General features: G+C 65.3%; 18 protein-coding genes. 11 read left to right on the forward strand and 7 right to left on the reverse strand.

What is annotated here, in order from left to right:
• The first annotated feature begins 238 nt into the window (after positions 1-238).
• The 4 genes from CAG22_RS25205 to CAG22_RS25220 all read left to right on the forward strand — a co-directional run bounded on the left by CAG22_RS25205 (position 239) and on the right by CAG22_RS25220 (position 7349).
• A complete protein-coding gene (locus CAG22_RS25205; RefSeq protein WP_075044859.1) occupies positions 239-1081 on the forward strand; it encodes a helix-turn-helix transcriptional regulator in 843 nt (280 codons plus the stop codon).
• A gap of 42 nt (positions 1082-1123) precedes the next feature.
• Positions 1124-2506, forward strand: a complete 1383-nt coding sequence (locus CAG22_RS25210; protein ID WP_025338659.1) for an aspartate aminotransferase family protein — start codon at positions 1124-1126, stop codon at positions 2504-2506.
• Between the two features lie 147 nt (positions 2507-2653).
• Positions 2654-4147 (forward strand): aldehyde dehydrogenase, encoded by a 1494-nt coding sequence (locus CAG22_RS25215; RefSeq protein ID WP_075044860.1) that lies wholly within the window; start codon positions 2654-2656, stop codon positions 4145-4147.
• Positions 4148-4463: 316 nt separating this feature from the next.
• Positions 4464-7349: an HD domain-containing phosphohydrolase gene (locus CAG22_RS25220; RefSeq protein WP_085706396.1), complete on the forward strand. Its 2886-nt coding sequence runs from the start codon at positions 4464-4466 to the stop codon at positions 7347-7349.
• 417 nt (positions 7350-7766) lie between these two features.
• On the opposite strand, the gene CAG22_RS25230 is transcribed toward CAG22_RS25220, so the two are convergent.
• Entirely contained in the window at positions 7767-9479 is a 1713-nt protein-coding gene (locus tag CAG22_RS25230; RefSeq protein ID WP_085706398.1) for an FAD-dependent oxidoreductase, read from the reverse strand.
• Positions 9480-9673: 194 nt separating this feature from the next.
• On the opposite strand from CAG22_RS25230, the gene CAG22_RS25235 reads away from it, so the two are divergent.
• The 3 genes from CAG22_RS25235 (at position 9674) to CAG22_RS25245 (ending at position 12476) form a co-directional block, all read left to right on the forward strand.
• Positions 9674-10450, forward strand: coding sequence for an IclR family transcriptional regulator (locus tag CAG22_RS25235; protein WP_085706399.1), 777 nt, complete (start codon positions 9674-9676; stop codon positions 10448-10450).
• A 140-nt stretch (positions 10451-10590) separates the two neighbouring features.
• Positions 10591-11643, forward strand: coding sequence for a Gfo/Idh/MocA family protein (locus CAG22_RS25240; protein ID WP_085706400.1), 1053 nt, complete (start codon positions 10591-10593; stop codon positions 11641-11643).
• 17 nt (positions 11644-11660) lie between these two features.
• Positions 11661-12476 carry a sugar phosphate isomerase/epimerase gene (locus CAG22_RS25245; RefSeq protein ID WP_085706401.1) on the forward strand — a complete coding sequence of 272 codons (816 nt, stop codon included), beginning with the start codon at positions 11661-11663 and terminating at the stop codon, positions 12474-12476.
• 287 nt (positions 12477-12763) lie between these two features.
• Here the strand turns inward: CAG22_RS25245 and CAG22_RS25255 are convergent, their stop codons facing one another.
• The 5 genes from CAG22_RS25255 to CAG22_RS25275 all read right to left on the reverse strand — a co-directional run bounded on the left by CAG22_RS25255 (position 12764) and on the right by CAG22_RS25275 (position 18847).
• Positions 12764-14089, reverse strand: coding sequence for an MFS transporter (locus CAG22_RS25255; RefSeq protein WP_025339631.1), 1326 nt, complete (start codon positions 14087-14089; stop codon positions 12764-12766).
• A gap of 192 nt (positions 14090-14281) precedes the next feature.
• On the reverse strand, positions 14282-15961 hold the full coding sequence (locus tag CAG22_RS25260; RefSeq protein WP_085706403.1) for an FAD-dependent oxidoreductase: 1680 nt from the start codon (positions 15959-15961) through the stop codon (positions 14282-14284).
• Between the two features lie 33 nt (positions 15962-15994).
• On the reverse strand, positions 15995-16315 hold the full coding sequence (locus tag CAG22_RS25265; RefSeq protein ID WP_025339629.1) for an NIPSNAP family protein: 321 nt from the start codon (positions 16313-16315) through the stop codon (positions 15995-15997).
• Positions 16300-18033, reverse strand: coding sequence for an FAD-dependent oxidoreductase (locus CAG22_RS25270; protein WP_085706404.1), 1734 nt, complete (start codon positions 18031-18033; stop codon positions 16300-16302). The genes CAG22_RS25265 and CAG22_RS25270 overlap by 16 nt, the downstream gene beginning before the upstream one ends.
• Positions 18034-18037: 4 nt before the next feature.
• Positions 18038-18847: a shikimate dehydrogenase gene (locus CAG22_RS25275; RefSeq protein ID WP_085706405.1), complete on the reverse strand. Its 810-nt coding sequence runs from the start codon at positions 18845-18847 to the stop codon at positions 18038-18040.
• 154 nt (positions 18848-19001) lie between these two features.
• On the opposite strand from CAG22_RS25275, the gene CAG22_RS25280 reads away from it, so the two are divergent.
• Positions 19002-19772, forward strand: coding sequence for an IclR family transcriptional regulator (locus CAG22_RS25280; RefSeq protein ID WP_085706406.1), 771 nt, complete (start codon positions 19002-19004; stop codon positions 19770-19772).
• Between the two features lie 174 nt (positions 19773-19946).
• On the opposite strand, the gene CAG22_RS25285 is transcribed toward CAG22_RS25280, so the two are convergent.
• On the reverse strand, positions 19947-21800 hold the full coding sequence (locus CAG22_RS25285) for an ABC transporter ATP-binding protein (protein WP_085706407.1): 1854 nt from the start codon (positions 21798-21800) through the stop codon (positions 19947-19949).
• A 220-nt stretch (positions 21801-22020) separates the two neighbouring features.
• On the opposite strand from CAG22_RS25285, the gene CAG22_RS25290 reads away from it, so the two are divergent.
• From CAG22_RS25290 to CAG22_RS25300, 3 genes are all read left to right on the forward strand, one after another.
• Complete coding sequence (locus CAG22_RS25290) at positions 22021-22914, forward strand: dihydrodipicolinate synthase family protein (RefSeq protein WP_025339617.1); 894 nt, start codon at positions 22021-22023, stop codon at positions 22912-22914.
• Between the two features lie 19 nt (positions 22915-22933).
• Positions 22934-24259, forward strand: coding sequence for an FAD-binding oxidoreductase (locus CAG22_RS25295; RefSeq protein ID WP_085693361.1), 1326 nt, complete (start codon positions 22934-22936; stop codon positions 24257-24259).
• Positions 24260-24369: 110 nt separating this feature from the next.
• Positions 24370-25320: a LysR family transcriptional regulator gene (locus CAG22_RS25300; protein WP_025339615.1), complete on the forward strand. Its 951-nt coding sequence runs from the start codon at positions 24370-24372 to the stop codon at positions 25318-25320.
• The last annotated feature ends 192 nt before the right edge of the window (positions 25321-25512 follow it).

The following is a 25512-nucleotide window of genomic DNA, read 5'->3' on the forward strand; positions in this document are numbered from 1 at the left end:
CGGGCTCGATACCGGTGGGTGTTGTGCAAGGAGGTCGAGCGGGTGGCTCGCAGCGCTGGGGCGGGTTGATGCTCCCACACCCCGCCGGTACCCGGAATCACCCTTTGGGGTGAGCCGGCAGAGGGCTTTGCCTGCTCACCCCAAAGGGTGATTTCGGTGTTTGCAGTGCCATGGGAGTATCTGGCCAACGACGCACCGCACTGGCGGCGGTGCCTTTACTTGAGACGGCAGGCCCAAAGTGACTGATCAATTGCTTTCGCAACAGTGGTTCGAGCACCTGGCCAAGGTCACCGAGGCGATCGGCCGACCGGGCTTTGCCGCCACCCTGTTTGCTGCGCTTGGCGTGATTCGGCCGATCCAGGCGACCACGGTGTACCTGTACCCGCACGACGGCATGCCCTGCGCGCTGTTCGAGCAGGACGACAAGGCGCCCTGGCAGCCCGAGGGCAATGTCAGCCGCTACCTGTCCGGCTTCTATCTGCTCGACCCGTTCTACGGGGCCTGTGTGGAGCAGGTCGAGTCCGGTTGCTACGGCCTGTTCGAAGTGGCGCCCGACCACTTCGAGGTCAGCGAGTACTACCAGTCGTTCTACCGGCACTCGCACCTGGAGGATGAGCTCAACTACATCCTGCAGGTCGCGCCCGGGCAGAGCCTGGCGGTATCGCTGGCGTTCACCGACAAGCTCGATGGGCAAACCCGCGCGCTGTTCGCGCGTATCACGCCCTGGGTGCTGGCGGTGCTCGGCAAGCACTTCGCCGGGCTGGACAGCCGCACCGGGCGCTTCGAGAACATCCTCGAGCAGCGCATCCACGCGGCGCTGAACAACTTCGGCAGCTCGCTGCTGACCGAGCGTGAGTGCCGTATCGCCCAGCTGATCCTGCGTGGCCACTCGACCAAGTCGCTGGCCGAGCGACTGGGAGTGTCGGAGGACACCATCAAGTCACACCGCAAGAACGTCTACGCCAAGCTCGACATCGGTACCCAGTCCGAGCTGTTCTCCCTGTTCATCGACGCGCTGGCCAATGCCCAGGGCGTGCTGGGCAAGGACCCGCTGGAAAGCTACATGGGCAAGCTGCGCTGAGCGCAAGCCACCCTGCAACCCCACCGCAAAGGAAAACCAACAATGAATGCGCCTTTCGCCCCGCAACGCCAGACCCGTGACTACCAGGCAGCCGATGCCGCGCACCACATCCATGCCTTCCTCGACCAGAAGGCGCTGAACGCCGAAGGGCCGCGAGTGATCGTCGGTGGCGAACGCCTGCACCTGTGGGACAGCGAGGGCAAGCGCTACCTGGACGGCATGTCCGGCCTGTGGTGCACCCAGCTCGGCTACGGCCGCCGCGACCTGACCGCCGCCGCAGCCACGCAGATGGACCAGCTGGCCTACTACAACATGTTCTTCCACACCACCCATCCGGCGGTGATCGAACTGTCCGAGCTGCTGTTCAGCCTGTTGCCGGGGCACTACAGCCACGCGATCTACACCAACTCCGGCTCCGAGGCCAACGAGGTGCTGATCCGTACCGTGCGCCGCTACTGGCAGGTGGTCGGCCAGCCGAACAAGAAGATCATGATCGGCCGCTGGAACGGTTACCACGGCTCGACCCTGGCCGCCACGGCGCTGGGTGGCATGAAGTTCATGCACGAAATGGGCGGGTTGATCCCGGATGTGGCGCACATCGACGAACCGTACTGGTACGCCGAGGGCGGCGAGCTGACCCCGGCCGAGTTCGGCCGCCGCTGCGCCCTGCAACTGGAGGAGAAAATCCTCGAACTGGGTGCCGAGAACGTCGCCGGCTTTATCGCCGAGCCGTTCCAGGGCGCGGGCGGCATGATCTTCCCGCCGGAAAGCTACTGGCCCGAGATCCAGCGTATCTGCCGCCAGTACGACGTGCTGCTGTGCGCCGATGAAGTGATCGGCGGCTTTGGCCGCACTGGCGAATGGTTCGCCCACGAGTACTTCGGCTTCGAGCCCGACACCCTGTCGATCGCCAAGGGCCTGACCAGCGGCTACGTGCCCATGGGCGGCCTGGTGCTGAGCAAGCGCATTGCCGAGGCGCTGGTGGAGCGGGGCGGGGTGTTCGCCCACGGCCTGACCTATTCCGGCCACCCGGTGGCGGCGGCGGTGGCCATCGCCAACCTGAAGGCGCTGCGTGACGAAGGCATCGTGCGCCAGGTGAAGGACGACACCGGGCCGTACCTGCAGCGCATCCTGCGCGAGGTGTTTGCCGACCACCCGTTGATCGGCCAGGTGCAGGGCGCCGGGTTGGTGGCGGCGCTGCAGTTCGCCGAGCACAAGCCGACGCGCAAGCGCTTCGCCAACGAGAACGACCTGGCCTGGCAGTGCCGTACCTTCGGTTTCGAGGAAGGGGTGATCATTCGCTCCACCCTGGGCCGGATGATCATGGCACCGGCGCTGATCGCCAACCACAGCGAGCTGGATGAGCTGGTGGAGAAGACCCGCATTGCCGTGGACCGCACGGCGCGCCTGGTCGGCAAGCTCTAGACCGCTGACCCTGTGGGAGCGGGCAAGCCCGCGAACACCGGCGAAGCCGGTGCCATCCACCGTGTCGCCTGATTCGCGGGCACGCCCGCTCCCACAGGAACCGCGTAGCCCCTAGGAAAATTGCTCCAACAGCTACCAGGAGTACAAATGTACACCCTCGAATTCTGGCAACAACGTGCCTCGGACCTCTACCTCCCGGCCAATGCACTGATCGACGGCAAGCCCGTCAACGCACAGGACGGCGCCACCTTCGCCGCCATCAACCCCGCCACCAATAAGGTGCTGGCCCAGGTCACCGCCTGCGGCCAGGCCGAGGTCGACCTGGCCGTCGCCAGCGCCCGCAGGGCTTTCGAACAAGGCCCATGGCCGCGCATGGCCCCGGGCGAGCGCAAGAAAGTGCTGCTGCGCCTGGCCGAGCTGATCATGGCCCATCGCGAAGAACTGGCCCTGCTCGACTCGCTGAACATGGGCAAGCCGGTCATGGACGCCTACAACATCGATGTGCCGGGCTCGGCGCAGGTGTTCGCCTGGTACGGCGAGGCGCTGGACAAGCTGTACGACCAGGTGGCACCCACTGCGCCCAACGCGCTGGCCACCATCACCCGCGAAGCCCTCGGCGTGGTCGCCGCCGTGGTGCCGTGGAACTTCCCGCTCGACATGGCCGCCTGGAAGCTCGCCCCGGCGTTGGCTGCCGGTAACAGCGTGGTGCTCAAGCCCGCCGAGCAATCACCGTTCTCGGCCCTGCGCCTGGCCCAGCTGGCGCTGCAGGCCGGTGTGCCGGAAGGCGTGCTGAACGTGGTGCCGGGCCTGGGCGAGCAGGCCGGGCAGGCGCTGGGCCTGCACCCGGATGTGGATTGCCTGGTGTTTACCGGCTCCACCCAGGTGGGCAAGTACTTCATGCAGTACTCGGCACAGTCCAACCTCAAGCAGGTATGGCTGGAGTGCGGCGGCAAGAGCCCCAACCTGGTGTTCGAAAACTGCCAGGACCTGGACCTGGCTGCGGAAAAGGCGGCATTCGGTATCTTCTTCAACCAGGGCGAGGTGTGCTCGGCCAACTCGCGGCTGTACGTGCAGCGCTCCATCCATGACGAGTTCATCGAGCGCCTGCAGGCCAAGGCCCGCCAGTGGCTGCCTGGCAACCCGCTGGACCCGGCGAGCCGTGCCGGCGCCATTGTGGATGCCGGGCAGACTGGCCGGATCGAAGCCGCCATCGCCCGCGCCGGGCAGGACGGGGCGCGGTTGGTGTGTGGTGGCCGGCGCCTGACCATCGACGGCTCGGACAATTACATCGAGCCGACCATTTTTGCCGGTGTCGATGGCCGTATGAGCCTGGCGCGGGAAGAGGTATTCGGGCCGGTGCTGGCGGTCAGTGCCTTCGACAGTGAAGAGCAGGCCGTGCGCCTGGCCAACGACAGCATCTATGGGCTGGCGGCGTCGGTGTGGAGCGATGACTTCAACCAGGTGCACCGCGTGGCGCGGGCGTTGAAGGCCGGCACCGTGTCGGTGAACACGGTCGATGCGCTGGACGTGACGGTGCCGTTCGGCGGCGGCAGGCAGTCCGGGTTTGGCCGCGACCTGTCGCTGCATTCGTTCGACAAGTATTCGCAGCTCAAGACCACCTGGTACCAGTTGCGCGCCTGATACATCCGGTCTTGCACCGCGTCGCCTGTTTCGCGGGCTCGCCCGCTCCCACAGGTACTGCACTGGCTCCGGTGCTGCGCGGTCCCTGTGGGAGCGGGCAAGCCCGCGAAGCAGGCGACGCGGTATCCGGATCATTCATGGCGTTCCGTTAATTTTCCTTGCCAACCCGGCAGAAAGCTCGGCTCCGCTCTACACTGCTGCCAAGATGGGGCTGGGCTATGTGCCACCACGCCCCCGTCTCGCTGCCTGCGAATGGCTTCGGCCTGCATGATCGTCCTGGCTGCCCCGTCAAACCGCCATACATGGAGTACCTGAGATGGGCTGCGTGTCGAATGGTCGTGCTGCTGGCAACGCCGGACGTGGCATTTCACTGCAGTGGCTGGTAGCACTCGCCATCGTGCTGGGCATGTTGCTGCTCGGCGCCGCCCTGGCCTGGCAGGGCTATCACGGCATTCGCCAGACCTTGGTGGCCGCAGCAGGTGATTCTGCCCAGCAAATAGGCAAGACCATCGACGAGCGCGCCCGTCGCCTGATAGACCCGGTGCACAGCAGTATCCGCCTGCTCGCCCACAACCCGGCCGCGCAAACCCCGGCGCAGCGCCTGGAACGCTTGCCGCAACTGGTCGAGACGTTGGACGCCAACCGCATGCTCAGTGCTGCCTACATGGGTTACCCCAGTGGTGAGTTCCTGCTGGTGCGCCGCTTGCGCGACCCGCAGTTGCTGCAGCGTTTCGCCGCGCCGCCGGGCACCGTGTTCCTGGTGCAGAGCGTCAGCCGTGAGGGCGGGGCGGTGCAGGGTGAATGGCGCTTCTACGACCACGCGCTGAACCTGCTGCAAGCCCAGGCCAAGCCCGAATACCGCTACGACCCGCGCACGCGCCCGTGGTTTGTCGAAGCCAGCGCCCAACCCACCACGGTGCTGACCCACCCCTATGTGTTCTTCACCACCCGCGAGATCGGCCTGACCATGGCCCAGCGCAGTGTCGACGGCGGGGCGGTGATCGGCATGGACGTTTCGGTCGACGACCTGGCCAGCGAGACCCAAGGCCTGCGCATGACCCCCGGCACCGAGATCGTCGTGGTCGACGACCAGGGCAGCGTGGTGGCCTACCCGGACCTGCAGCGGGTAATCGTGCACGAAGGGCAGGCCGTGCGCTTGTCGCGCATCGGCGAACTGGGCATCCCAAGCCTGCAGCACCTTTACGCCGACATGCCGCAAGGCACCCGCCCGCAGCCTTATCAGGTGGACGGCCAGACCTGGTATGGCATGCGCGTGCAACTGACCAACCTGGCCGGGCAGGACCTGCAGGTGCTGATTGCCGTGCCAGGCCATGAGTTGCTGGCCGGTGCGCGCAAGGTACTGCTCGAACAGTTGCTCTGGACCGCCGCCCTGATAACCGTGCTGCTGGTGCTCGGTGGTGTGCTCGGCCGGCGCATCGGCCGCCCGTTGCGGCTGCTGACTGAACAGGTACAGGGCCTGGCCGGGTTTGATTTCAACCGCGAAGTCGGGGTGCGCTCGCGGGTGTCCGAGGTACGTGAGCTGAGCCGCGTGCTCAGCCGCATGTCCGGCACCATCCGCAGCTTCCAGGCGATTACCCTCACGCTCAGCCGCGAGCGCGACCTGGAGCGCATGCTCGACGGTGTGTTGACCCATCTGGTGGAAGCCGCCGGGGTCAATGCCGGCGTGGTGTACCTGTTCGATGCCGAGCACGCCTTGCTGCGCCTGGCCGCCGCCTGCCGTGGCGAGCAGTACCCTGGCGAGCTGGCCGTGGATGAGGCTGCCCAGCAGCACCTCGCCACGGCGGTGACCCAGGCCCTCGGCCTGCATGAGGGCAGCATGGCTTTGGTGTTGAATGACCGTAGCCAGGCGTTGCTGGGCATCCTGGTCCTGCAACTGGGCGATGGGCCTGTACACGAGCAGACAGGCCAGCCGTTCCGCAGCTTTGTTGCCGAACTGTCCGGGGTGGTGGCGGTGGCCATCGAGACGCGCCGGCTGGTCGAAGCCCAGCAACGCCTGCTGGATGCCATGATCAAGCTGCTGGCCGATGCCATCGATGCCAAGAGCCCCTATACCGGCGGCCATTGCGAGCGGGTGCCACAACTGGCGCAGATGCTGCTGGACCAGGCGGTGGCGGCCGAAACCGGCCCGTACGCCAGCTTCAGCATGACCGCGGCTGAACGCTACGAATTCCACGTGGCGGCCTGGCTGCACGACTGCGGCAAGGTCACCAGCCCCGAGTATGTGGTGGACAAGGCGACCAAGCTGGAAACCTTGTACAACCGTATCCACGAGGTACGCATGCGTTTCGAGGTGCTCTGGCGGGATGCCGAGCTGGCCTATTGGCAAGGCCTGGCCAGCGGTGGCGACCAGCAGGCGCTGCAAGCCACCCTGGCGCGCAGCCAGGCCCAGCTGCAGGACGACTTCGCCTTCGTCGCCCAGGCCAACATCGGCGGCGAGTTCATGCAGGACGCCGACATCGAGCGCCTGCAGCAGATTGGCCAGCGCCGCTGGCAGCGCCACTTCGACAACCGCCTGGGCATCTCCCGTGATGAGGTGGAGCGCTTTGCCGATGTGCCTGCCCCTGCGCTACCGGTTGACGAACCACTGCTGGCCGACCGCCCTGAGCATTGCGTGCCCTGGGGGCCCCGCAAGCCCCCGGTGGCCAAGGGCGACCCGCGCAACCGCTGGGGCTTCGACATGCGCTTGCCGGCCTACGCCAGCAATCATGGCGAGCTGTACAACCTGGCGATCCGCCGAGGCACGCTGAATGATGAGGAACGCTTCAAGATCAACGAACACATCGTGCAGACCATCATCATGCTCAGTTCCTTGCCGTTCCCCCGCCAGCTCAAGCGGGTGCCGGACATCGCCGGCAACCACCATGAGAAAATGGACGGCAGCGGCTACCCGCGTCGGCTGGGCGAGCAGGACCTGGGCATTGCCGAGCGGGTGATGGCGATTGCCGACATCTTCGAGGCGCTGACCGCGGCCGACCGGCCCTACAAGGCGCCGAAGACCTTGTCCGAGTCGGTGAAGATCCTGGTGGGCATGGCCCGCGGCGGGCACATCGACGGCCAACTGCTGGAGCTGTTCCTCAGCAGCGGGGTGTACCGCCAGTATGCCGAGCGGTTTCTGCGCGCCGAGCAGATCGACGAGGTGGATGTGGTGTACTGGCTGGAGCAGATGCGTTGCCCGGCCTGAACGAAAAATCAGATTTAGCCCCTTCCTTCCCCATTCCTTCGAAGACACCTTGATCCAGGTGCAGATGCTCAATGGGCGAAGCACTTTGCACCAGGGCAGAAGTAATGTGTTGCCTGCTCTGGCCTCTTCGCGGGCACGCCCGCTCCCACAGGATCTTCACCGTACTCAAGAGTTGCACAGTACCTGGGAGCGGGCGTGCCCGCGAAAGGGCCAGTGCAAGCAGTCGAGAGATTTCAGGGGCGGTTTCCTGTAGGAGCGGCCTTGTGTCGCGAAAGGGGTGCGAAGCGCCCCCAACGATCTGTGCATCACCGCAAAAACGCCGGGGCCGCTTTGCAGCCCTTTCGCGACACAAGGCCGCTCCTACAGGAATCGCGCCGCCCATGAGGAACAGGGCATGGCCATCAGTGATCGCTCATCTCATTCATACTCCTGCGCCCCGGCAATATGCCGCCCGGCCACATAGCCAAAGGTCAGTGCCGGGCCCAGGTTGATGCCACCCGACGGATACCAGCCGCCAAACACGCTGGCCATGTCCGTACCCGCCGCATACAGGCCAGCAATCGGCTGCCCAGCCTCATCCAGCACCCGGGCATTGCCGTCGGTGCGCAGCCCGGCGAAGGTGCCAAAGCAGCCGGGCTGCACCTTCACCGCATAGAACGGCCCCTGCTCGATGGGCGCCACACAAGGGTTTGGCCCCTTGTGCTGCGGGTCACCCTGCTTACGGTTGAACGGTGTGGAACCACGGCCGAACGCCGGGTCCTGGCCGTTGCGGGCATGGTAGTTGAAATCGCTGACCGTGGCGCGCAACCCTACCGGGTCGATGCCGCATGCCTGGGCCAACTGTTCGAGGGTGGCAGCCCGCTTGAGATAGCCGCTGCGTACGTGCGGCCACACCGGTAGCGGCGCCGGGCGGGCGTGGCCCAGGCCGTAGCGGCGCAGGAAGCGGTGGTCACAGATCAGCCACGAACACACCTCTTCGCCCTGCGGCACCGCCGCGACCATCGCTGACACATAGTCGTAATAGCCATGCGCTTCGTTGACGAAACGCTTGCCGTCGGCCAGCACGCCGATGATGCCCGGTTTGCCGCGTTCGATGATGTGCGGGAAGTGGCCGACACTGCCGTCGCGGTGCGGCACTCGCGAAACCGGCGCCCAGGCGACCGGCGACTTCAGGTCGGTGGCGACCACACCGCCGGCCGATTCGCCCAGGCGCAGGCCGTCGCCCGAACAACCCTTGGGGGGCAGGGCCAGGTTGTCGTGGCCGCTGGCATCGCGCGGGAACAGTTGCCGGCGGCGGGCGTTGTCGTTGGGGAAACCACCCGCCGCGAGCACCACGGCCTTGGCACGGATCAGTTGCTCGCCCTGCGGTGTAGCCACCAGCGCCCCCCGCACCTGGCCATCCTCGGCCAGCAGGCGTTTGGCCGGTGCCGACTCCTGCAGGCGCACGCCCAAGTCCTGCGCCGACCTGGCCAGGCGGGCCACCAGCGCCACGCCGTTGACCAGGTGCATCGCCCGGCCATACCGGGCCAGGTGGTACAGGTGGAGGCCAAAGCGTTTGCACACGTGCAGCAAGGCCTTGGGCGAGCGGGTCATGTTGAGGAACGCGGCAAGGTCGGCACCCGCCATTATCGGCATGCCCATGAACGAGGTTTCGCGCATGGTCTTGCGCAGGCGTGGCAGCAGCGCACCCACCTCGCGGGCGTCATAGGGCGCGGCAATCACCTGGTGCCCGCCCTGGGCCGCGCCCGGTGTGTCGCCATGCATGTCGGGGATGCCGTTGCCGTCGGCAAACTGCAGCGCCGTGTGCTTTTCGAAAAACGCCACCATGTGCGGGCAGGCTTCGAGGAAGGCGTCGACGCGTTCGGCGTTGTAATACGCCCCCAGTTCATTGCGCAGGTAGGTACGCGGCTGCTCGATGTCTTCCTCGATACCGGCCCGGCGTGCCAGCGGGTTGCGCGGCACCCAGGCCCAGCCGCCGGACCAGGCGGTGGCGCCGCCGAACACTGGCTCCTTTTCCACCACGATCACCTTCTGCCCATGCCACGCAGCCGTCACGGCCGCAGCCAGCCCGGCGGCACCAGAACCTATGACCAGTACATCGCATTCGGTTTCGTAGGGAGCGGAAGGCATTGCGGAATTCCTGTATTGTTATTGGAACAAGGTTCCACATTCTTATTGGCAGCGAATCGGCCTGCAAGGGTGTGGCGGCCCTACCGGGCAAGTAATGGGCGATAACCGGACAGTTCGTGTCGCTCTGGCTGCAGCGGCTATCGGCGGTATGGAATCATCTTCTAGAATTCGCAAAAATTTCAGGGACCTGTGTCATGGCTGGTAGTCAGATCGAACGCGCCTTCAGTCTTGTAGAAAGCCTTACCGGTGAACCGCAAGGGCTGCCGTTGCAAACCCTGGCCGAGCGCCTGGACATCCCCAAGAGCGCCACCCATCGCATGCTCACCGAGCTGGTGCGGTTGGGCTATGTGCGGCAGAACCGGGACAACAGCCGCTACCAGCTGTCGGCCAAGCTGGTGGCGCTGGGCTTCCGTTACCTTGCCAGCAGCGGTGCCGACATCATTCAGCCGATTCTTGACCGCCTGGCCCAGGACAGCGGCGAACTGGTGCGCCTTGGCGTGATCGACGGTGCCCGCCAGACCTGGATCGCCAAGTCCCAGGGCGCCCGCTCCGGGCTGCGCTACGACCCGGACATGGGCCGCGACGCACCGCTGTTCTATACCGCGTCCGGGCATGCCTGGCTGGCCAGCCTGGACGATGAGCAGGCGCTGCAGATGGTGTTGCGCCAGGGCATTGCCGACCCGGCGCAGTTCGGCCCGAATGCGCCGCGCTCCACCGACGAGTTGCTCGCCTACCTGCGCCGCGCCCGCGAGCGCGGTTATGCCTGGGTCGAGGAAACCTCGGCCATCGGCACCTCGGCCCTGGCTGCGGTGGTGCGCCGCCCGCAAAGTGACGAGGTGATCGGTGTGCTCAGCATTGCCGGGCCCAGTGCGCGCCTGGCGCAAAGCCGCCTGGCAGACCTGGCGCCGCTGTTGCTGGCGGCGGCAGAGGAACTGTCGGCGGCCAGCCGGGCCAGTGAGTTGTTCGCCTGAAGGTGCATTTCCGGTCGATTACCGCACACTCTGTTCTGCGGCTTCTTCTGAAAAGCTGAACCTGGTTCTAAATTGTTGAATGTGGATTGTGGAATCAGATTCCGGAATCTGCATGACAACAATGACAAGAGGACAGGCTGTTGAACGCACCCCTTCGTATTGCCTTGATCGGCGCCGGCAGCATGGGCCGCCAACATTACCAGCATTTGCTAAATGTGCCGCAGGCCCAGCTGTGCGCTGTGGCCGACCCGGGCCCGCAGGCCGTGGCCTTTGCCGCCGAATGCGGCGTGCCCTGTTTTGCCGATCACCGCCAGATGCTGGAGCACGCGCGCCCCGAGGCAGTGATCGTCGCCAACCCGAACAACCTGCATGTCGCCACTGCCCTGGACTGCGTCGAGGCCGGTGTACCGGTGCTGGTCGAAAAGCCGGTGGGCGTGCACCTGGATGAAGTCCGCTCGCTGGTGGAAGCCTCGCGCCGCCACAATGTGCCGGTGCTGGTCGGCCATCACCGCCGGCACAACCCGCTGATCGCCAAGGCTCACCAGGTGATTGCCGACGGCAAGCTGGGCCGGCTGATCAACGTCACCGCACTGTGGCAATTGCAAAAGCCCGACAGCTATTTCGAAACCCCCTGGCGCCGCGAGCCGGGCGCTGGCTTCTTGCTGACCAACCTGATCCATGACCTCGACCTGCTGCGCCACCTGTGTGGCGAGGTGGTACAGGTGCAGGCATTCACCCGCAACGATGTGCGCGGTTTTGCCAACGAAGACAGCGCCGCGGTGCTACTGCAGTTCGCCAATGGTGCATTGGGTAGCCTGACTGGCTCCGACGCGGTGGCCGCGCCATGGAGCTGGGAGCTGGACTCCGGCGAAAGCCCGGTCTACCCGCGCCAGGATGGCCAGCCGTGCTACCTGCTGGCCGGCACCCAGGGGGCGCTGAGCATTCCGCAACTCAAGCGCTGGCACTACGCCGAGGTCGGGTCGGGCTGGCACACGCCGTTGTTGCAGAGCGAGGAAAGCATCCCCGCCGGCGAGGCATTGACCTTGCAGCTGCAACACTTCGTGCGGGTTGCCCGGGGTGAACAGGCGCCGCTGATCGATGCCGCCGATGGTGGCCGTACCCTGGCGCTGATCGAGGCGATCCGCCAGGCAGCGGAAACTGGCCGGGCCTGTGCGCCCGAGCACATTGCTTGATTTGTCTGGTGACGATAATGACTGAACGAATTTTCTCCCTGGCGGCCCTGACGGTACTCGAGCTGTCCCCGCCGGACATGGTCGAGGCAGCAGCCCGTGCCGGTTACAGCCACGTTGGCCTGCGCCTGGTGCCCGCCACCGAGCAGGAACAGCATTTCCCGCTGGTGGCCGACGCCGGCCTGCGCCGGCAGACCCAGGCGCGCCTGCGCGACACGGGCATCAAGGTGCTCGACCTCGAGATCCTGAGGCTGAAGCCGGAAACCTGTGTAGCCGATTTCGAGCCGATCCTGGCGGTGGGCGCCGAGCTGGGCGGCACGGAGCTGCTGGTAGCTGGCAACGACCCGGATGAAGCGCGGCTGACCGAGCGCTTTGCTGCGTTGTGTGACCTGGCGGCGGGGTATGGCATTCATCCGCATCTGGAGTTCATGCCCTGGACTGACGTACGTGACCTGCGCCAGGCCATGCGGGTGGTGGCCAACGCCGACCGCGCCAATGGCTGTGTGCTGGTGGATGCCTTCCACTTCAACCGCTCCGGCTCTTCGCTGGAGGATCTGGCACAACTGGCGCCGCAGCGCATGCGTTATGCCCAGCTGTGCGACGTTGCCGGCCCGGTGCCGGCCGACATGGACGAGATCCTGCGCCAGGCACGCAACGAGCGGCGCTTCCCGGGCGAGGGCGATGCCGATCTGGTCGGCCTGCTGCGCGGCTTGCCGCCAAGTGTGCCGTTGAGCCTGGAGATCCCCACGCGGCAGTTGCTGGAACAGGGCATAAGCGGCGAACAGCGTGCGCGCATGGCGCTGGAGAAGGCCATGGCAGTACTGGCCAGAGTCTGATTGATAGTACGCGGCGCATGGCACGGGCTATCGCCCGTGTTCGCGGGCACGCCCGCTCCTACAGGTACAGCGCATGGCTTGAGCCCTGTGGAGCCCTTGTGGGAGCGGCTTTAGCCGCGAACACCGGCGCAGCCGGTGCCAGGCACCGCGTTGGATTCTTCGCGGCTGAAGCCGCTCCCACAGGTACAGCGCATGTCTTGACTCAGGCGCGACCCCACACAGTGCGTTCATCAGATTGATAAAAAAAGGGCCCGCAAGGGCCCCGTAGAGGTAAGTGGCTAGCGCGTTCAGGCGCTCTCGATCTTGCGTGGCGCCATGAAGTACATCCACACCAGCGCCAGGAAGTACATCGCCGGGATCATGGTGAACAACACGGCATAGTTGTTATTGGTAGCGGTCAGCACGCTACCGACGATCTGCGTCATGAACATCCCGCCGATCGCAGCGCACATGCTGCCGAAACCGAACACCGTGCTCACCAGGTGCTTGGGCGTGTAGTCCATCACCAGGCTCCAGATATTCGCCGTCCACGCCTGGTGTGCACCCACCGCCAGCGAGATGGCCGCCACCGCGACCCATAGGCCACTGGCGTTGGCGGCAAAGGTGACGCTGACCATGGTGCAGGCGAAGATCAGCATCGACACCAGCCGCGCCGTGGTAGCGCGCACGCCACGGCCGATCAGCCAGGAAGACAGGATGCCGCCGCCGATGCTGCCGAAGTCTGCCGTCAGCCAGATGATGATCAGCGGGATACCCATCTGGGTCACGTTGATGCCCAGGCTGTATTGCTGGTTGAGGAACGGTGGCAGCCAGTACAGGTAGAACCAGAACACCGGTGCGGTAATCGCGTAGGCCACCGCGAAGGCCCAGGTGCCACGCAGGCGCAGGATGCGGCTGAACGGCACGCGGGTCGGCTCGGGCTCGTCATCCTGCTGGATGTACTCCACTTCGCTCTGGCGCACGCGCGGGTGATCTTCAGGGTTGTAGTACTTCAGCACCCACAGCACCACCCACACCAGGCCCAGGCTGCCCATGGCGATGAACGCGGCCTGCCAGCCCCACACGGCCAGAATCAGCGGCAGCAGGGCCGGCGTGACCATGGCGCCGACGTTGGTGCCGGCGTTGAACAGGCCGGTGGCGATGGCCCGTTCGCCAGCCGGGAACCACAGGCGCACGGTCTTCACGCAGGCCGGGTAGTTGGCGGCCTCGGTCAGGCCGAGGATGAAGCGGCAGACCATGAAGCCGGCGGCCGAGGTGGCCAGGCCGTGAGCGCCGGTGGCCAGGCTCCACAGCAGCACGGCGAAGAAGAACGCGCGTTTTACCCCGACCTTGTCGATCAGCCGGCCCTGCAGCAGGAAGCCGACCGCATAGCCGACCTGGAACCAGAAGTTGATGTTGGCGTAGTCCATCGCCGTCCAGCTCATTTCCTTGGCCAGGACGGGCTGCATGATGCCGAGCGCGGCACGGTCGATGTAGTTCAGGGTGGTGGCGAAGAACACCAGGGCGAGCATGCCCCAACGGGTCTTGCCGACGCCGAAGGCGCCGCGAAGCTTGTCGCCGATCGAACCCTGGGGCATCCGGGGGGCGGCGGGGGTGATCTTGGAGTGGTTCATAAACTGCTCGATTCTTGAAATTGTATTCAGCTGCGGTGCTACGAGTACGTGACCGGTTCCCAGGCAGGGGGGCACGCAAGGCCGGTGCATGGTGAGCAGTGAAGGCGGCAGCGTCAATTGAAGGGAAGGGCTAGTGTTCGGTTACCGAACGGTTGCGTTGGGCCTGCGGGCAAGGCAAGGGGCAACGTGATTTCAGGTGGTCAAGCTACTCAATGCTCTACCAGCCAGATAACCGAATGTCATCCCCGGCCCCAAGGTAATACCACCACTCGGGTAATACCCGCCCATCACACTGTCCATGTCGTTGCCCACCGCATACAACCCGGGGATCGGCCGCGCCTCGCGGTCCAGTACCCGGGCCGAGGCATCCGTGCCCAGGCCGGCGAATGTACCCAGGCTGCCCGGCAACAGTTTCACTGCATGGAACGGCCCCTGCAGCAGTGGCCGCAGCGACGGATTGGGGGCTTGCAACGGCTCGCCCTGCGCCCGGTTGTAGGCCGATGCACCGCGCCGGAAAAGCGGATCTTCACCCTGGGCTGCATGGCGGTTGAAGTCGTGCACCGTGCGCTGCAACTGCGCGGCGTCGATCCCGCAGCGCTGTGCCAGTTGCGCCAGCGTGCGACCGCTGTGCAGGTAACCGCAGCGTTGATAGTGGCGGGTGGGGAAAGGGAAGGGCTTGGCCCAGCCGATGCCATAGCGGCGTTGCGCGGCATGGTCGCAGATCAACCAGGCTTCCGGCGCTTCACCCTGCGGCGTGGCGGCGAACAGCGCGTTCATGAAGTCGTGGTAGCAATCGGCCTCGTTGACGAAGCGCCGGCCATCGCGGCGCGCGGCGATGAAACCGGGCTTGGCGCGATCGATCAAGTGCGGGAAATGGCCGAAACTGCCATCGCTGCGCGGCACCCGCGACACAGGTGCCCAGGCCCCCGCATGGGTCGCAGTCGTCTGGACCAGGCCACCGGCCTGTTCGCCCAGGCGCAGGCCGTCGCCGCTGTTTTCACATGGCGCGGCGGAGTAGTGCTGGTCACCGTCCGGCGCATGCGGCATCAGTTGCGCGATGCGCTGGCGATCATGCGCAAAGCCACCGCAGGCCAAAACCACACCGCGGCGGGCATGGATCATCTGGCCGTCGGCAAACTGCGCGCCGCTGACCCGGCCTTCGCCCAGCAGGCGACTGGCCGGCTTGTCGGTCAGTAGCGTCACGCCCAGGTCCAGGGCGCTGCGCAGCAGCCGTGCCACCAGGGCGTTGCCATTGACCAGTTGCAGGCCGCGCCGGTGCAGCAGCAGGTCGCGGCCATGGCGCAGCAGGCGTTTGCCCACATGCAGCGCTGCCGTGGGCGAGCGCGTGGCGTTGAAGAAGGCGGCCATGTCGGCGCCGCCGGCAATGCCCATGCCGGCCAGGCTGACGATGTCCAGCGGTGGGCGCAGCTTGTGCAGCCAGGGCCCGAGCAGGCGCCCGTCGTATGGCAGCGCGCACAGCGAACGCCCACCGCGCGCGCTGCCGTCGCCTTCGCGCATGTCGGGCATGCGGCTGCCGCACTGGAACTGTACGGCAGTGTGTTGCTGGAAGAACGCCACCATCTCCGGGCCATGGTGCAGGAAGGCGCGCTGGCGCGGGTTCAGTTCGCTGACATGGGTTTGCGCGCGCAGGTAGCGCTCCGGGGCATCGTCGGTCTCGACGATGCCTTCGGCAATGGCCAGCGGGTGGCGCGGTATCCACAGCCAGCCCCCCGACCAGGCGCTGGTGCCGCCCAGTTGGCTGGCTTTTTCCGCGACGATCACCTGCAGGCCGTGATGGGCGGCAGTAACGGCGGCAGCCAGGCCAGAGGCACCGGAGCCGATGACGAGTACGTCACATTCGAGGGGTTGCATCGTGGGGTTCCGCTCAGGCGTTGGAGGAAGGTTTTACTGCAGCGGCGAAAAACCGGTGGGCCGCAGCATTCGCGACTGCAAGTGCAGTACCGCGCCCAGCTCGCGGTTGCGCCGTGAGAACTCGGCCCAACGCGGGTCCGCTGCCATGGCAGCACGGCGTGCCATGCGCTCGTCGAGGCTGGCATAACCCCAGATATGCACCACCTGGTTGACCTCGCCGAACTCGCTGGTGAAAAAGCCGACCAGGTTACCGAGATGCTCGCTTTGCACCTCCAGCGCGTGGCTTTGGTACAGGCTCAGCCAGTCGGCCATTTTCAGTGGGTCGAGGGTGTAGGTTCTCAGTTCGTAGTACATGCTGGAGTCTCCATGTGGGGGGTTGGCGCCTGCAGGCGCGCGGTGATGTGGTTGGCAGCGAGCCAGCCGAAGGTGAGGGCAGGGCCCAGGGTGATACCGGGGCCGGGGTAGGTGCCTTTCATCAGCGAGTTCATGTCGTTGCCGACTGCATACAGCCCGGCAATCGGCTGGCCATCGCGGTTCAGCACGTTGGCCTGGGCGTCGGTCACCAGGCCGCGGGCCGAGCCGAGGTCGCCGGTGTGGATGCGGATGGCGTAGAACGGGCCGCTGGTCAGTGGCGCCAGGCATGGGTTGGGCGTGTGTTGCGGGTCACCCATGTAGCGGTTGTAGCTGTTGCCGCCTTTGCCGAACGCGCGGTCGATGCCGTTGCGGGCGTCGGCGTTGAACTGCTCCAGGGTCTGCATGAACACCTGTGGGTCGACGCCAATGGCTTTGGCCAGGGCCTGCGCTGTTGCGGCGCGGTGCAGGTAGCCGGCGTCGATCAATGCCTGGTTGTCCACCGGCTTTGGCCGCGCCAGGCCCAGGCCGTAGCGGTTCATCGCCTCGGCATCGCAGACCAGCCAGCAGCTGGCAATGCCTTTGGCGAACATGGTCTGCACGAAGTGGTGGTAGGAATCGGATTCGTTGACGAAGCGTCGCCCGTCCGGGTTCACCGCGATCACGCCCGGTTTGGCGCGGTCGGTGACCAGGTGCGGGAAGCGCTCATACTCGCCACTGGCATGGCGCAGTTCAGAAACCGGTGCCCAGAAGAAGTTGGCCACCAGGCCCTCACCCTGGGCTGCGGCCACGGCTTGGCCAAGGCGCAGGGCAGCGCCGTCATTGGTAGGCGGTGACATGGTCAGGTGCGGCGCTTGCCGGGCCGGCCGGTAGCTGTCGGCCAGCGCGCCTGCAGCGAACCCGCCCATGGCGCACACCACGCCGCCCCGGGCCAGCACCCGTTCACGGCGCCCTTCGCGTTGCACCACCACGCCGGTGACCACGCCGCGTTCGACGATCAGCTCCAGGGCTTCGCTGCGTAACCACAGCTGCGTGCCATGGGCGAAGGCGCTGCTGGCCAGGCGGGCGATCAAGGCGTTGCCGGTGGTAAGCCGCGTGCCGCGCGGGTGATGCAGACGGTCCCGCGCATAACGCGCCATCAGCTTGAGGCAATGCCACAGCGACCGGGGCGAGCGGCGGATACTGAGAAAATGCTGGATATCCACGCGGTTGACCATCATGCCGCCGAACAGCAGCATGCCGGGCGGCGGCATCTGCAGGTCCTTGAAGTGCGGGCCGAGCTGCCTGCCGTCGTACTCGACCATCTCCAGCGCCCGGCCAAACTGGGTGGCACCGGGGGCGTCCGGGTAGTAGTCCGGCGAATGCGGGCGCAGGGCGTAGCGCAGTTCGGTGTTCTGCTCCAGCCAGCGCAGTGCCTGGTGGCCATGCTCGATGAAGGCGTCGACCAGGGCGGGGTCATAGCCGTCGCCGATGACCTGCCTGAGGTAGGTGCGAATGGCCTCGGGGGAGTCCACCGCACCAGCGGCGCGGGCTTGATCGGTACCGTAGAGCCACACCGCCCCGCCGGAAATCGCCGAGGTGCCGCCAAAGTGTTCGGCCTTTTCCACCACCAGCACTTTCAACCCATGGCGCGCGGCCGTGGCGGCAGCGGTAAAGCCACCGGCGCCGCTGCCCAGCACGACTAGGTCAAAGTTGTGTTGCGCGTGTTCATGCGTCGGCATGGCTTCAGATCTCCAGCGGCGTGACGCCCATGAAGGCGCCCAGGTGGCCGAGCTGGGCGAAGGCCATTTCCGGGCCGGTCTGGACCGCGCAGCCAACCTGGCGTGCCCGCTTCAGCAGCGGGGTGATCTCGGGCGAGGTGACCACGTCGGCGACCAGGGTTTCGGCTTGCAAGGTGGCGAGCAGGGCGGCAGGCAGCGGCAGTTCCGCGCTGCCGCCCATGCCGACAGGGGAGGCGTTGACCAGCAGGTCGAAGCCTTCCAGCCCGTCGACCCGGGTGGCGAGTTCGACCGCGGGGAAGGCATTGCCGAGCAACTCGCACACAGCGCCCATGCGCGCGGTGCTGGGGTCGCTGAGGGTGATGCTGGCGATGCCGGCCTCGCCCAGCGCATAGGCAATGGCACTGCCGACCCCGCCACAACCGATCACCAACGCACGCTTGCCCGCCGGCTCGAAGCCATGTTTGCGCGCAGCACCGAGGAAGCCGGCGCCGTCCACGTTGTCGCCCAGCAGGCGACCGTCTTGCTCACGGCGCACTACATTGACCGAGCCCAGCGCGGCTGCGCGCTCGCTCAGGCCGTCCAGGCGGCTGGCCAGGGCCTGCTTGTACGGCACGGTGACCACGCAACCGCGCAGGTTCTGCCAGCCGCGCAGGGTGCCGGCGAAGGTATCCAGTGCGGCCTCATGCAGGTCGATGGGCAGCATGGCGAGGTCGCAGTTGTTGTTGGCGAACCAGGTGTTGAAGTTTTCGGGGGACTTCACCTGGGCAATGGGCGAACCGACGATGGCGACCAGTTCAGTGGAACCACGAATCATGCTGACCTCCTTATTGGCGTTGTTATGCAGGCCAAGGGTGAGGCAAGGGGGCGTGGGCAACAATGCGCTGATCGGGCGTTTAATGCGATAATCGCATCACTGATCCGGTTATCGCGGTAATCGGCTGTATTTGCCCTGCTTGCGAGTCGAATAGATGAACACCCCCGCTATCCACCCCCGTGACCTGATCGCCGGCTTGCAGAAGGGCCTGGCGCTCATGCAGCTGTTCAGCGCCGAGCAGCCGCGCCTTAGCGTGCCCCAGGCGGCCAGGTTGTCCGGCCTTACCCCCAGTGCCGCGCGGCGGTTTCTGTTGACCTTGGTGCACGAAGGGTTTGCCGAAACCGACAGCCGTGAGTACTGGCTTACGCCCAAGGCGCTGCGCCTTGGCCAGGCGTATGTGGACTCGGCGCAACTGCCGCGCATGCTGCGGCCGATCGTCGAGCAGGTGGCGCGGCAGACGCAGGAGCATGTGTCGGTGGGTACCCGTGATGGTGACGAGATCATCCATCTGGTACGCAGCCGCTACAGCCATGTGTCTTCGTTGTCGATCCGGCCGGGTTCGCGGGTACCGATGTATTGCACCGCCGGCGGGCGCGTCTGGCTGGCCTGGCTGGATGAGGGGGAGCAGGATGCCTACTTTGCGCGTAACCCGCTGCGGGGGTTGACGCCTTATACGCAGACGGACCGGTTGCAGCTGGAGGCGGAGTTGCTGCGGGTGAAGGAGCAGGGGTTCTGTATCGTGGACCAGGAGTATGAAATCGGCATGCGCGTGCTGGGTGTGCCACTGCTGGACCGGGCTGGCCGGCTGAAAGCGACGTTGACCATCACCACCCATGCTTCGCGGTTGAGTGTGGATGAAATACGCTTGCGGTATCTGCCGACCCTGTACGAGGCCCAGGCGTTGTTGCGGCCGGTGCTGGATTGAGGCGGTATGGTCCGGGAATCGTGCTGCCGTCTTCGCGGGTAAACCCGCTCCCACAGGGATCGCGCCAGGGCAGTTGATTCTGCAGGAGTGCAGAAGTCCCTGCCCTGGCGCGATCCCTGTGGGAGCGGGCGTGCCCGCGAAGCAGGCGACGCGGTGCCTGATCCCTCCTTGCGCCTACTCCATCGCCTCGGCCACGCCCTGGTCCTCACCCAGGAACCCGCCGCTCTGGTGCTGCCACAACCGCGCATAAGTACCATTCTTCGCCAGCAGTTGCGCATGGGTGCCTTGCTCGATGATGCGCCCTTCATCCATCACGATCAGCCGGTCCATGGCGGCAATCGTCGACAACCGGTGGGCGATGGCGATGACGGTCTTGCCTTTCATCATTTCATCCAGGCTTTCCTGAATGGCCACTTCCACTTCCGAGTCCAGCGCACTGGTGGCTTCGTCCAGCAGCAGGATCGGCGCGTTCTTCAGCATCACCCGGGCAATGGCGATGCGCTGGCGCTGGCCACCAGACAGCTTGATGCCGCGCTCTCCCACCAAGGTGTCGTAACCGGTGTTGCCCTGGCGGTCGCTGAGCTGGCTGATGAAAGCATCGGCCTGGGCATTGGCCGCAGCGGCGCGGATCTGCGCTTCGGTCGCATCGGGGCGGCCATAGGCGATGTTGTCGCGAATCGAGCGGTGCAGCAGCGAGGTGTCCTGGGTGACCATGCCGATGGCGCTGCGCAGGCTGTCCTGGGTGACCTTGGCCACGTTCTGCCCGTCGATGCGGATTTCCCCACGGTCCACGTCGTAGAAGCGCAGCAGCAGGTTGATCAAGGTGGACTTGCCAGCGCCGGAGCGGCCGACCAAACCGACTTTTTCGCCCGGGCGGATGTGCAGGCTCAGGTCGTCGAGTACCTGGCGCTCGCCGTTGTAGTTGAAGCCGACCTTGTCGAAACTCACCGCGCCCCCCTTGGTTACCAGCTCGGCAGCGCCGGGCGCATCCGTTACCTTGGGGCCGCGGGAGAGGGTGGCCATGCCGTCCTGCACGGTGCCGATGTTTTCGAACAGCGAGGTTATCTCCCACATGATCCAGTGCGACATGCCGTTGATACGCAAGGCCATGGCGGTGATCGCCGCCACCGCCCCGGTGCCGACCTGGCCCTGGTGCCACAGCCACAGCGCATAGCCACCGGCAGCAATGATCAAGCCCACCACCAGCGCCTGGTTGACGATTTCGAACTGGCTGACCAGACGCATCTGGCGAAAACCGGTCTGCTTGAAGTCCTCCATGGCTGCGCGCGCGAAGTGCGCTTCGCGGTTGGCGTGCGAGAACAGTTTCACCGTGGTGATGTTGGTGTAGGCGTCAGAAACCCGCCCGGTCATCGATGATCGGGCGTTGGCCTGCTCCTGGCCGACCTTGCCCAGGCGTGGCACGAAATACAGCATGGCCAGGCCGAACAGCACGACCCAGGCAATGAATGGCAGCATCAGCTTCAGGGCAAAGCCACCGGCCAGGGCAATGATCGCGATGAAGTACACACCGATCCCGGGCAGGATCTCGATGAGGGTGAACAACACATCGCGTACCGCCAGCGCCGTCTGCATCACCTTGGTGGTGACCCGGCCGGAAAACTCGTCAGAAAAGAACGACAGGCTCTGGCGCAGCATCAGCCGGTGAAAGTCCCAACGCAGGCGCAGCGGCAAGTTGATCGCCAGTACCTGGTGCTGAAGCATGGTGCGCAGCGCCACCAACCCGATGCTGACCAGCAGGACGATGCCGATACCCCACAGCACCCGGGTTTCTTCGGGGCCGACGGCACCGCCGGCCTGCCAGGCCGAAAGCAGGTCCACGACCTGGCCGAGGAAGGCGAACAGCCAGGCTTCGTAGATCGATACCCCGGCACTGAACAGCGCAAGCGCCAGGATGTAGCCGCGCGCGCCCCGGGTGCAGGCCCACATGAAGCGCAACAGGCCAACCGGTGGCGGTGGTATCTCGTCAGGGGGGAAGGGGTCGAGCCATCGTTCAAAAATACGCAGCATGCTTGTCTCCGAAAATCAGCTTTTGCCTGGCGCTAACCATACAGATCACTCAGGCCTGCGGGGGTTCGTGCAGTGTGCGGCATAACCTTTTCTCATCAAGTCGTCGCCCGAAATGTCGCTGTATGCACAGTGGATGAGACTTTAGCCTTTTGCATGGAGCCGCAGCACGCTCAATGCCTTGGCTGGACCGTCCAGCTGAAAACAATAAGGAGTTACCCCAATGTCCGCATTCAAGTTTTCCGGCGTAAACCTGGCCATCACCACCCCGTTCGATGCACAGGGCAAGATCGACTACGCGCGTTTCGAGAGCCTGATCGAGCGCTACATCGCTGCAGGTGTGCATGGTTTCGTACTCAGCTCCGGAACCGGGATGCACGTTTACCTGAGCAAGGATGAATCGAAGGAGCTGGTGGCCTTTGGTGCCAAGGTCATCAACGGCCGCGCCCGCGTCATCGCGCAGACTTCGGCGCTGCTGGTCGAGGAAGTGGTCGAGCGCACCCGCCACGCCAAGGACTGCGGTGCCGACGGTGTGATGGTGCTGCCGCCCTTCTTCGAAGGCCCCACCGACGACCAGGGCATTGTCGACTTCTACTCGAGCGTGTCCGAGGCCGGCCTGCCGATCATCGGCTACAACGTGCCACAGGCCGTCGGTGTCGAAGTGACACCGTCGCTGTTCAAGCAACTGAGCCAGATCCCCAACTTTGTCTCGGTCAAGGACAGCAGCGGCGATCTGGCAGCCCAGGCGTCGTTGTCGCGCACCGGCCTGCCGACCATGAACGGCGCGGACCCGCTGGTACCCTACGCGCTGTTCGCCGGCGCGGCAGGGCTGATCTGGGGTGGCGCGAACATGGCGCCGAAGACCTGCGTTGCCGTGGCCAATGCTGCCAGCGAAGGCAATTGGGCCCAGGTGCAGCAGATCTGGAAGAGCCTGGCCCCGGTGATGTCGCTGATCTGGCAGGGTGACTATGTGCAGTCGGTGTACGCCGGCGCGCAGATCATGGGGTATGACGCAGGCAACCCGCGCCGTCCGTTGGCCCGCCTGGCCGAAAGCAAGCTGGGTGCGTTGCGTGAGGCACTGGCTCCGTTGATCGAACGCGAAGCATCGGCTTCCTGATTTCGCAGGGGCGCTCACTATGTACACTGCTTCGAAATTGCCCAGCAACAATGGCAGCTCGGGTTGGGTGGAGATGCTGCCACGCCGCCAGGCCAAGGCCGTGCTCAACCGTGCGGTCACGGCGGATGTCGCCATCATCGGGGGTGGCTTTGCCGGTTTGTCGGCGGCCCGCCAACTGGTCCGGCGTGACCCGACGCTGAAGGTCGTGGTGCTCGAGGCCGGGCTGGTCGGCGAGGGGGCCTCCGGGCGCAACTCCGGCTTCATCATCGACCTGCCGCATGAAGTGTCCGCCGAGGGCTTGGGTGGTGGTTCGCTCGAGCGCGCCCGGCGTGACATCAAGCTGTACCGCACGGCCATCGACCTGGGCAGGGAGCTGGCCGACCTGCATGGCTGGGGCAAGGAAGTCTTCGACCCCTGTGGGCGCTTCAGCGTGGCCCGGGGCACCCAGGGGGACGAGCACATCCTGTCCTACGGCAAGCAACTCGACGCGCTGGGTGAGCGGTATGAGCTGCTGGACACCCGGCAGATTGGCGAGGTAACGGGCAGCCCGGCCTACACCTCGGGCATGTTCATGCCGGGCACGGTGATGATCCAGCCGGCGGCCTACGTCAGGCGTTTTGCCGATGCTCTGGCTGACCCGGTGCAGGTGTATGAACAGACGCCGGCCATTTCCTTCAAGCAGGTGGGTGGCGCGTGGGTGATCAAGACGCCAAACGGCATGGTCTCCGCGGGCAAGATCATCCTTGCCAACAACGGCCATGCGCAGAGCTTCGGCTTCTTCAAGGGCAAGCTGCTGCATGTGTTCACCTACGCTTCGTTGACCGAGCGCTTCGACCCCAGACTTCTACCGGGCCAGCGTACCTGGGCCGCCACCCCGGCGTTGCCCATGGGCACCACGGTGCGGCGGATCAGCGATGGTGACAGTGACCGGATTCTGGTGCGCTGGCGCTACAGCTACAACCCGAGCCTGACCATTGGCGATGGCCAGGTGAACAGTGCCGGCCGTGTGCATGACGGCAAGTTCGCGACGCGTTTCCCCACGCTCAAGGGGTTGCGCATGGAGTACCGCTGGGGCGGCCCCATGGCACTGACCTGGAACAGCGTGCCAGCGTTCGGTGAAGTCGATACCGGAGTGATCGCTGCCTGTGGTTGCAACGGGCTGGGTGCTTCCAAGTCGAGTGCGGCAGGCATCGCTGCGGCGGACCTGGCAGTGGGCATCGACAGTGAACTGGTGCAGATACTCAGCGCCTATGACAAGCCCAAGCCGTTGCCGCCACAGCCGTTCCTGACCATCGGCGCCAAGGCCAACATGAAGTTCAAGGAGCTGCGTGCAGGCGATGAATAGCGCGCGCCAGTCGTGTCGATGAAGTACCGAAGGGCCTCGATCGAGGCCCTTTTTTTGTATGATGGGCCAGCGGCGACTGCCCCCCGTTTCCTGATAACTGGTAGAGGTCAATGGTCAAGCACACAGAGCCCGATCAGGCGCTTATACAAATGCCTTCGCTGCGCGCCGTAAAGGCGTTCGTCGCGGCGGCGAAGTACCTCAATTTCACCCGCGCGGCAGAGTCGCTGTGCGTCACCCAGGCGGCCATCAGCAAACAGATACGTGAACTGGAAGGTTTCATGGGCGCCGAGCTGTTCATCCGCAACGGGCGGGCGGTGGCGCTTACGCCCGAAGGCGCGATCTTTTTCGATGCCGTACAGTTGTCGCTCAGCAACATCGCCCAGGTATCGAGCCGCATACGTCGGCAGAACAAGGGCAAGCGGGTGGTGACACTGTGCTGTACACCGGCGTTTTCCGGCTTGTGGTTGACGCCGCGGTTGCCGGAGTTTCTGGCAGCGAACCCGGACATCGACCTGAACCTGGTCATCACCCAGAATTTCGTGAACATGGAACCTGGGGTCCAGCCTGACATGTTCATCAACAAGCTGTCGAAGATCAGGGAAGGCTACAGCAGCCACCCTTTGGCCTATGACGTGATCTACCCGATCTGCAGCCCGGGCTACCTGGCACAGCACCCGGAAGTGGCCACGCTGGACGGTATCAGCCAGGGCTCACTGCTGAACCTCAGCCCTTACGGCCGTTCGCAGATTGCCGAGCACATCGACTGGTACATGTGGTTCGAGTACCACAATGTCGACTTGAGTGCGCGGGTGGCGGCAGGTGCGCAATTGCTGCATTCCAACGATTACGGCTCGCTGGTTCAGTTGGCGATCAAGGGCCAGGGGGTCGCCTTGGGCTGGCATTACCTGATCGAGCCGCTGATCGAGGAGGGGGTGCTGGTACGGCCGGTGGCGCAGGAGTTGGTGCACAAGGACAGCCAGCACTTCCTGACCTTCAACGAGCAGAAGAAGGACGACAGCGCGTGTTGCCGCATGCGGGACTGGATCTTGTCGAAGTTCTGAGCAGGCCCGGCCTCTCCGTCGGCAAGCCAGCCACAGTCTTCGAGGCTATGCATGGCCTGTGGGAGCGGGCGTGCCCGCGAAGAGGCCAGCCCGGACAACACAGGGCGGCCAGGTGCCGAACTCCGTCAGAACAGCACCGGTCTTGCTCAGGTCACGAAGCGTTGATCCAGATGGTCTTCAGCTCCGTGTACT

This window comes from Pseudomonas sp. B8(2017), from assembly GCF_002113575.1.
GTDB lineage: Bacteria > Pseudomonadota > Gammaproteobacteria > Pseudomonadales > Pseudomonadaceae > Aquipseudomonas > Aquipseudomonas putida_Z.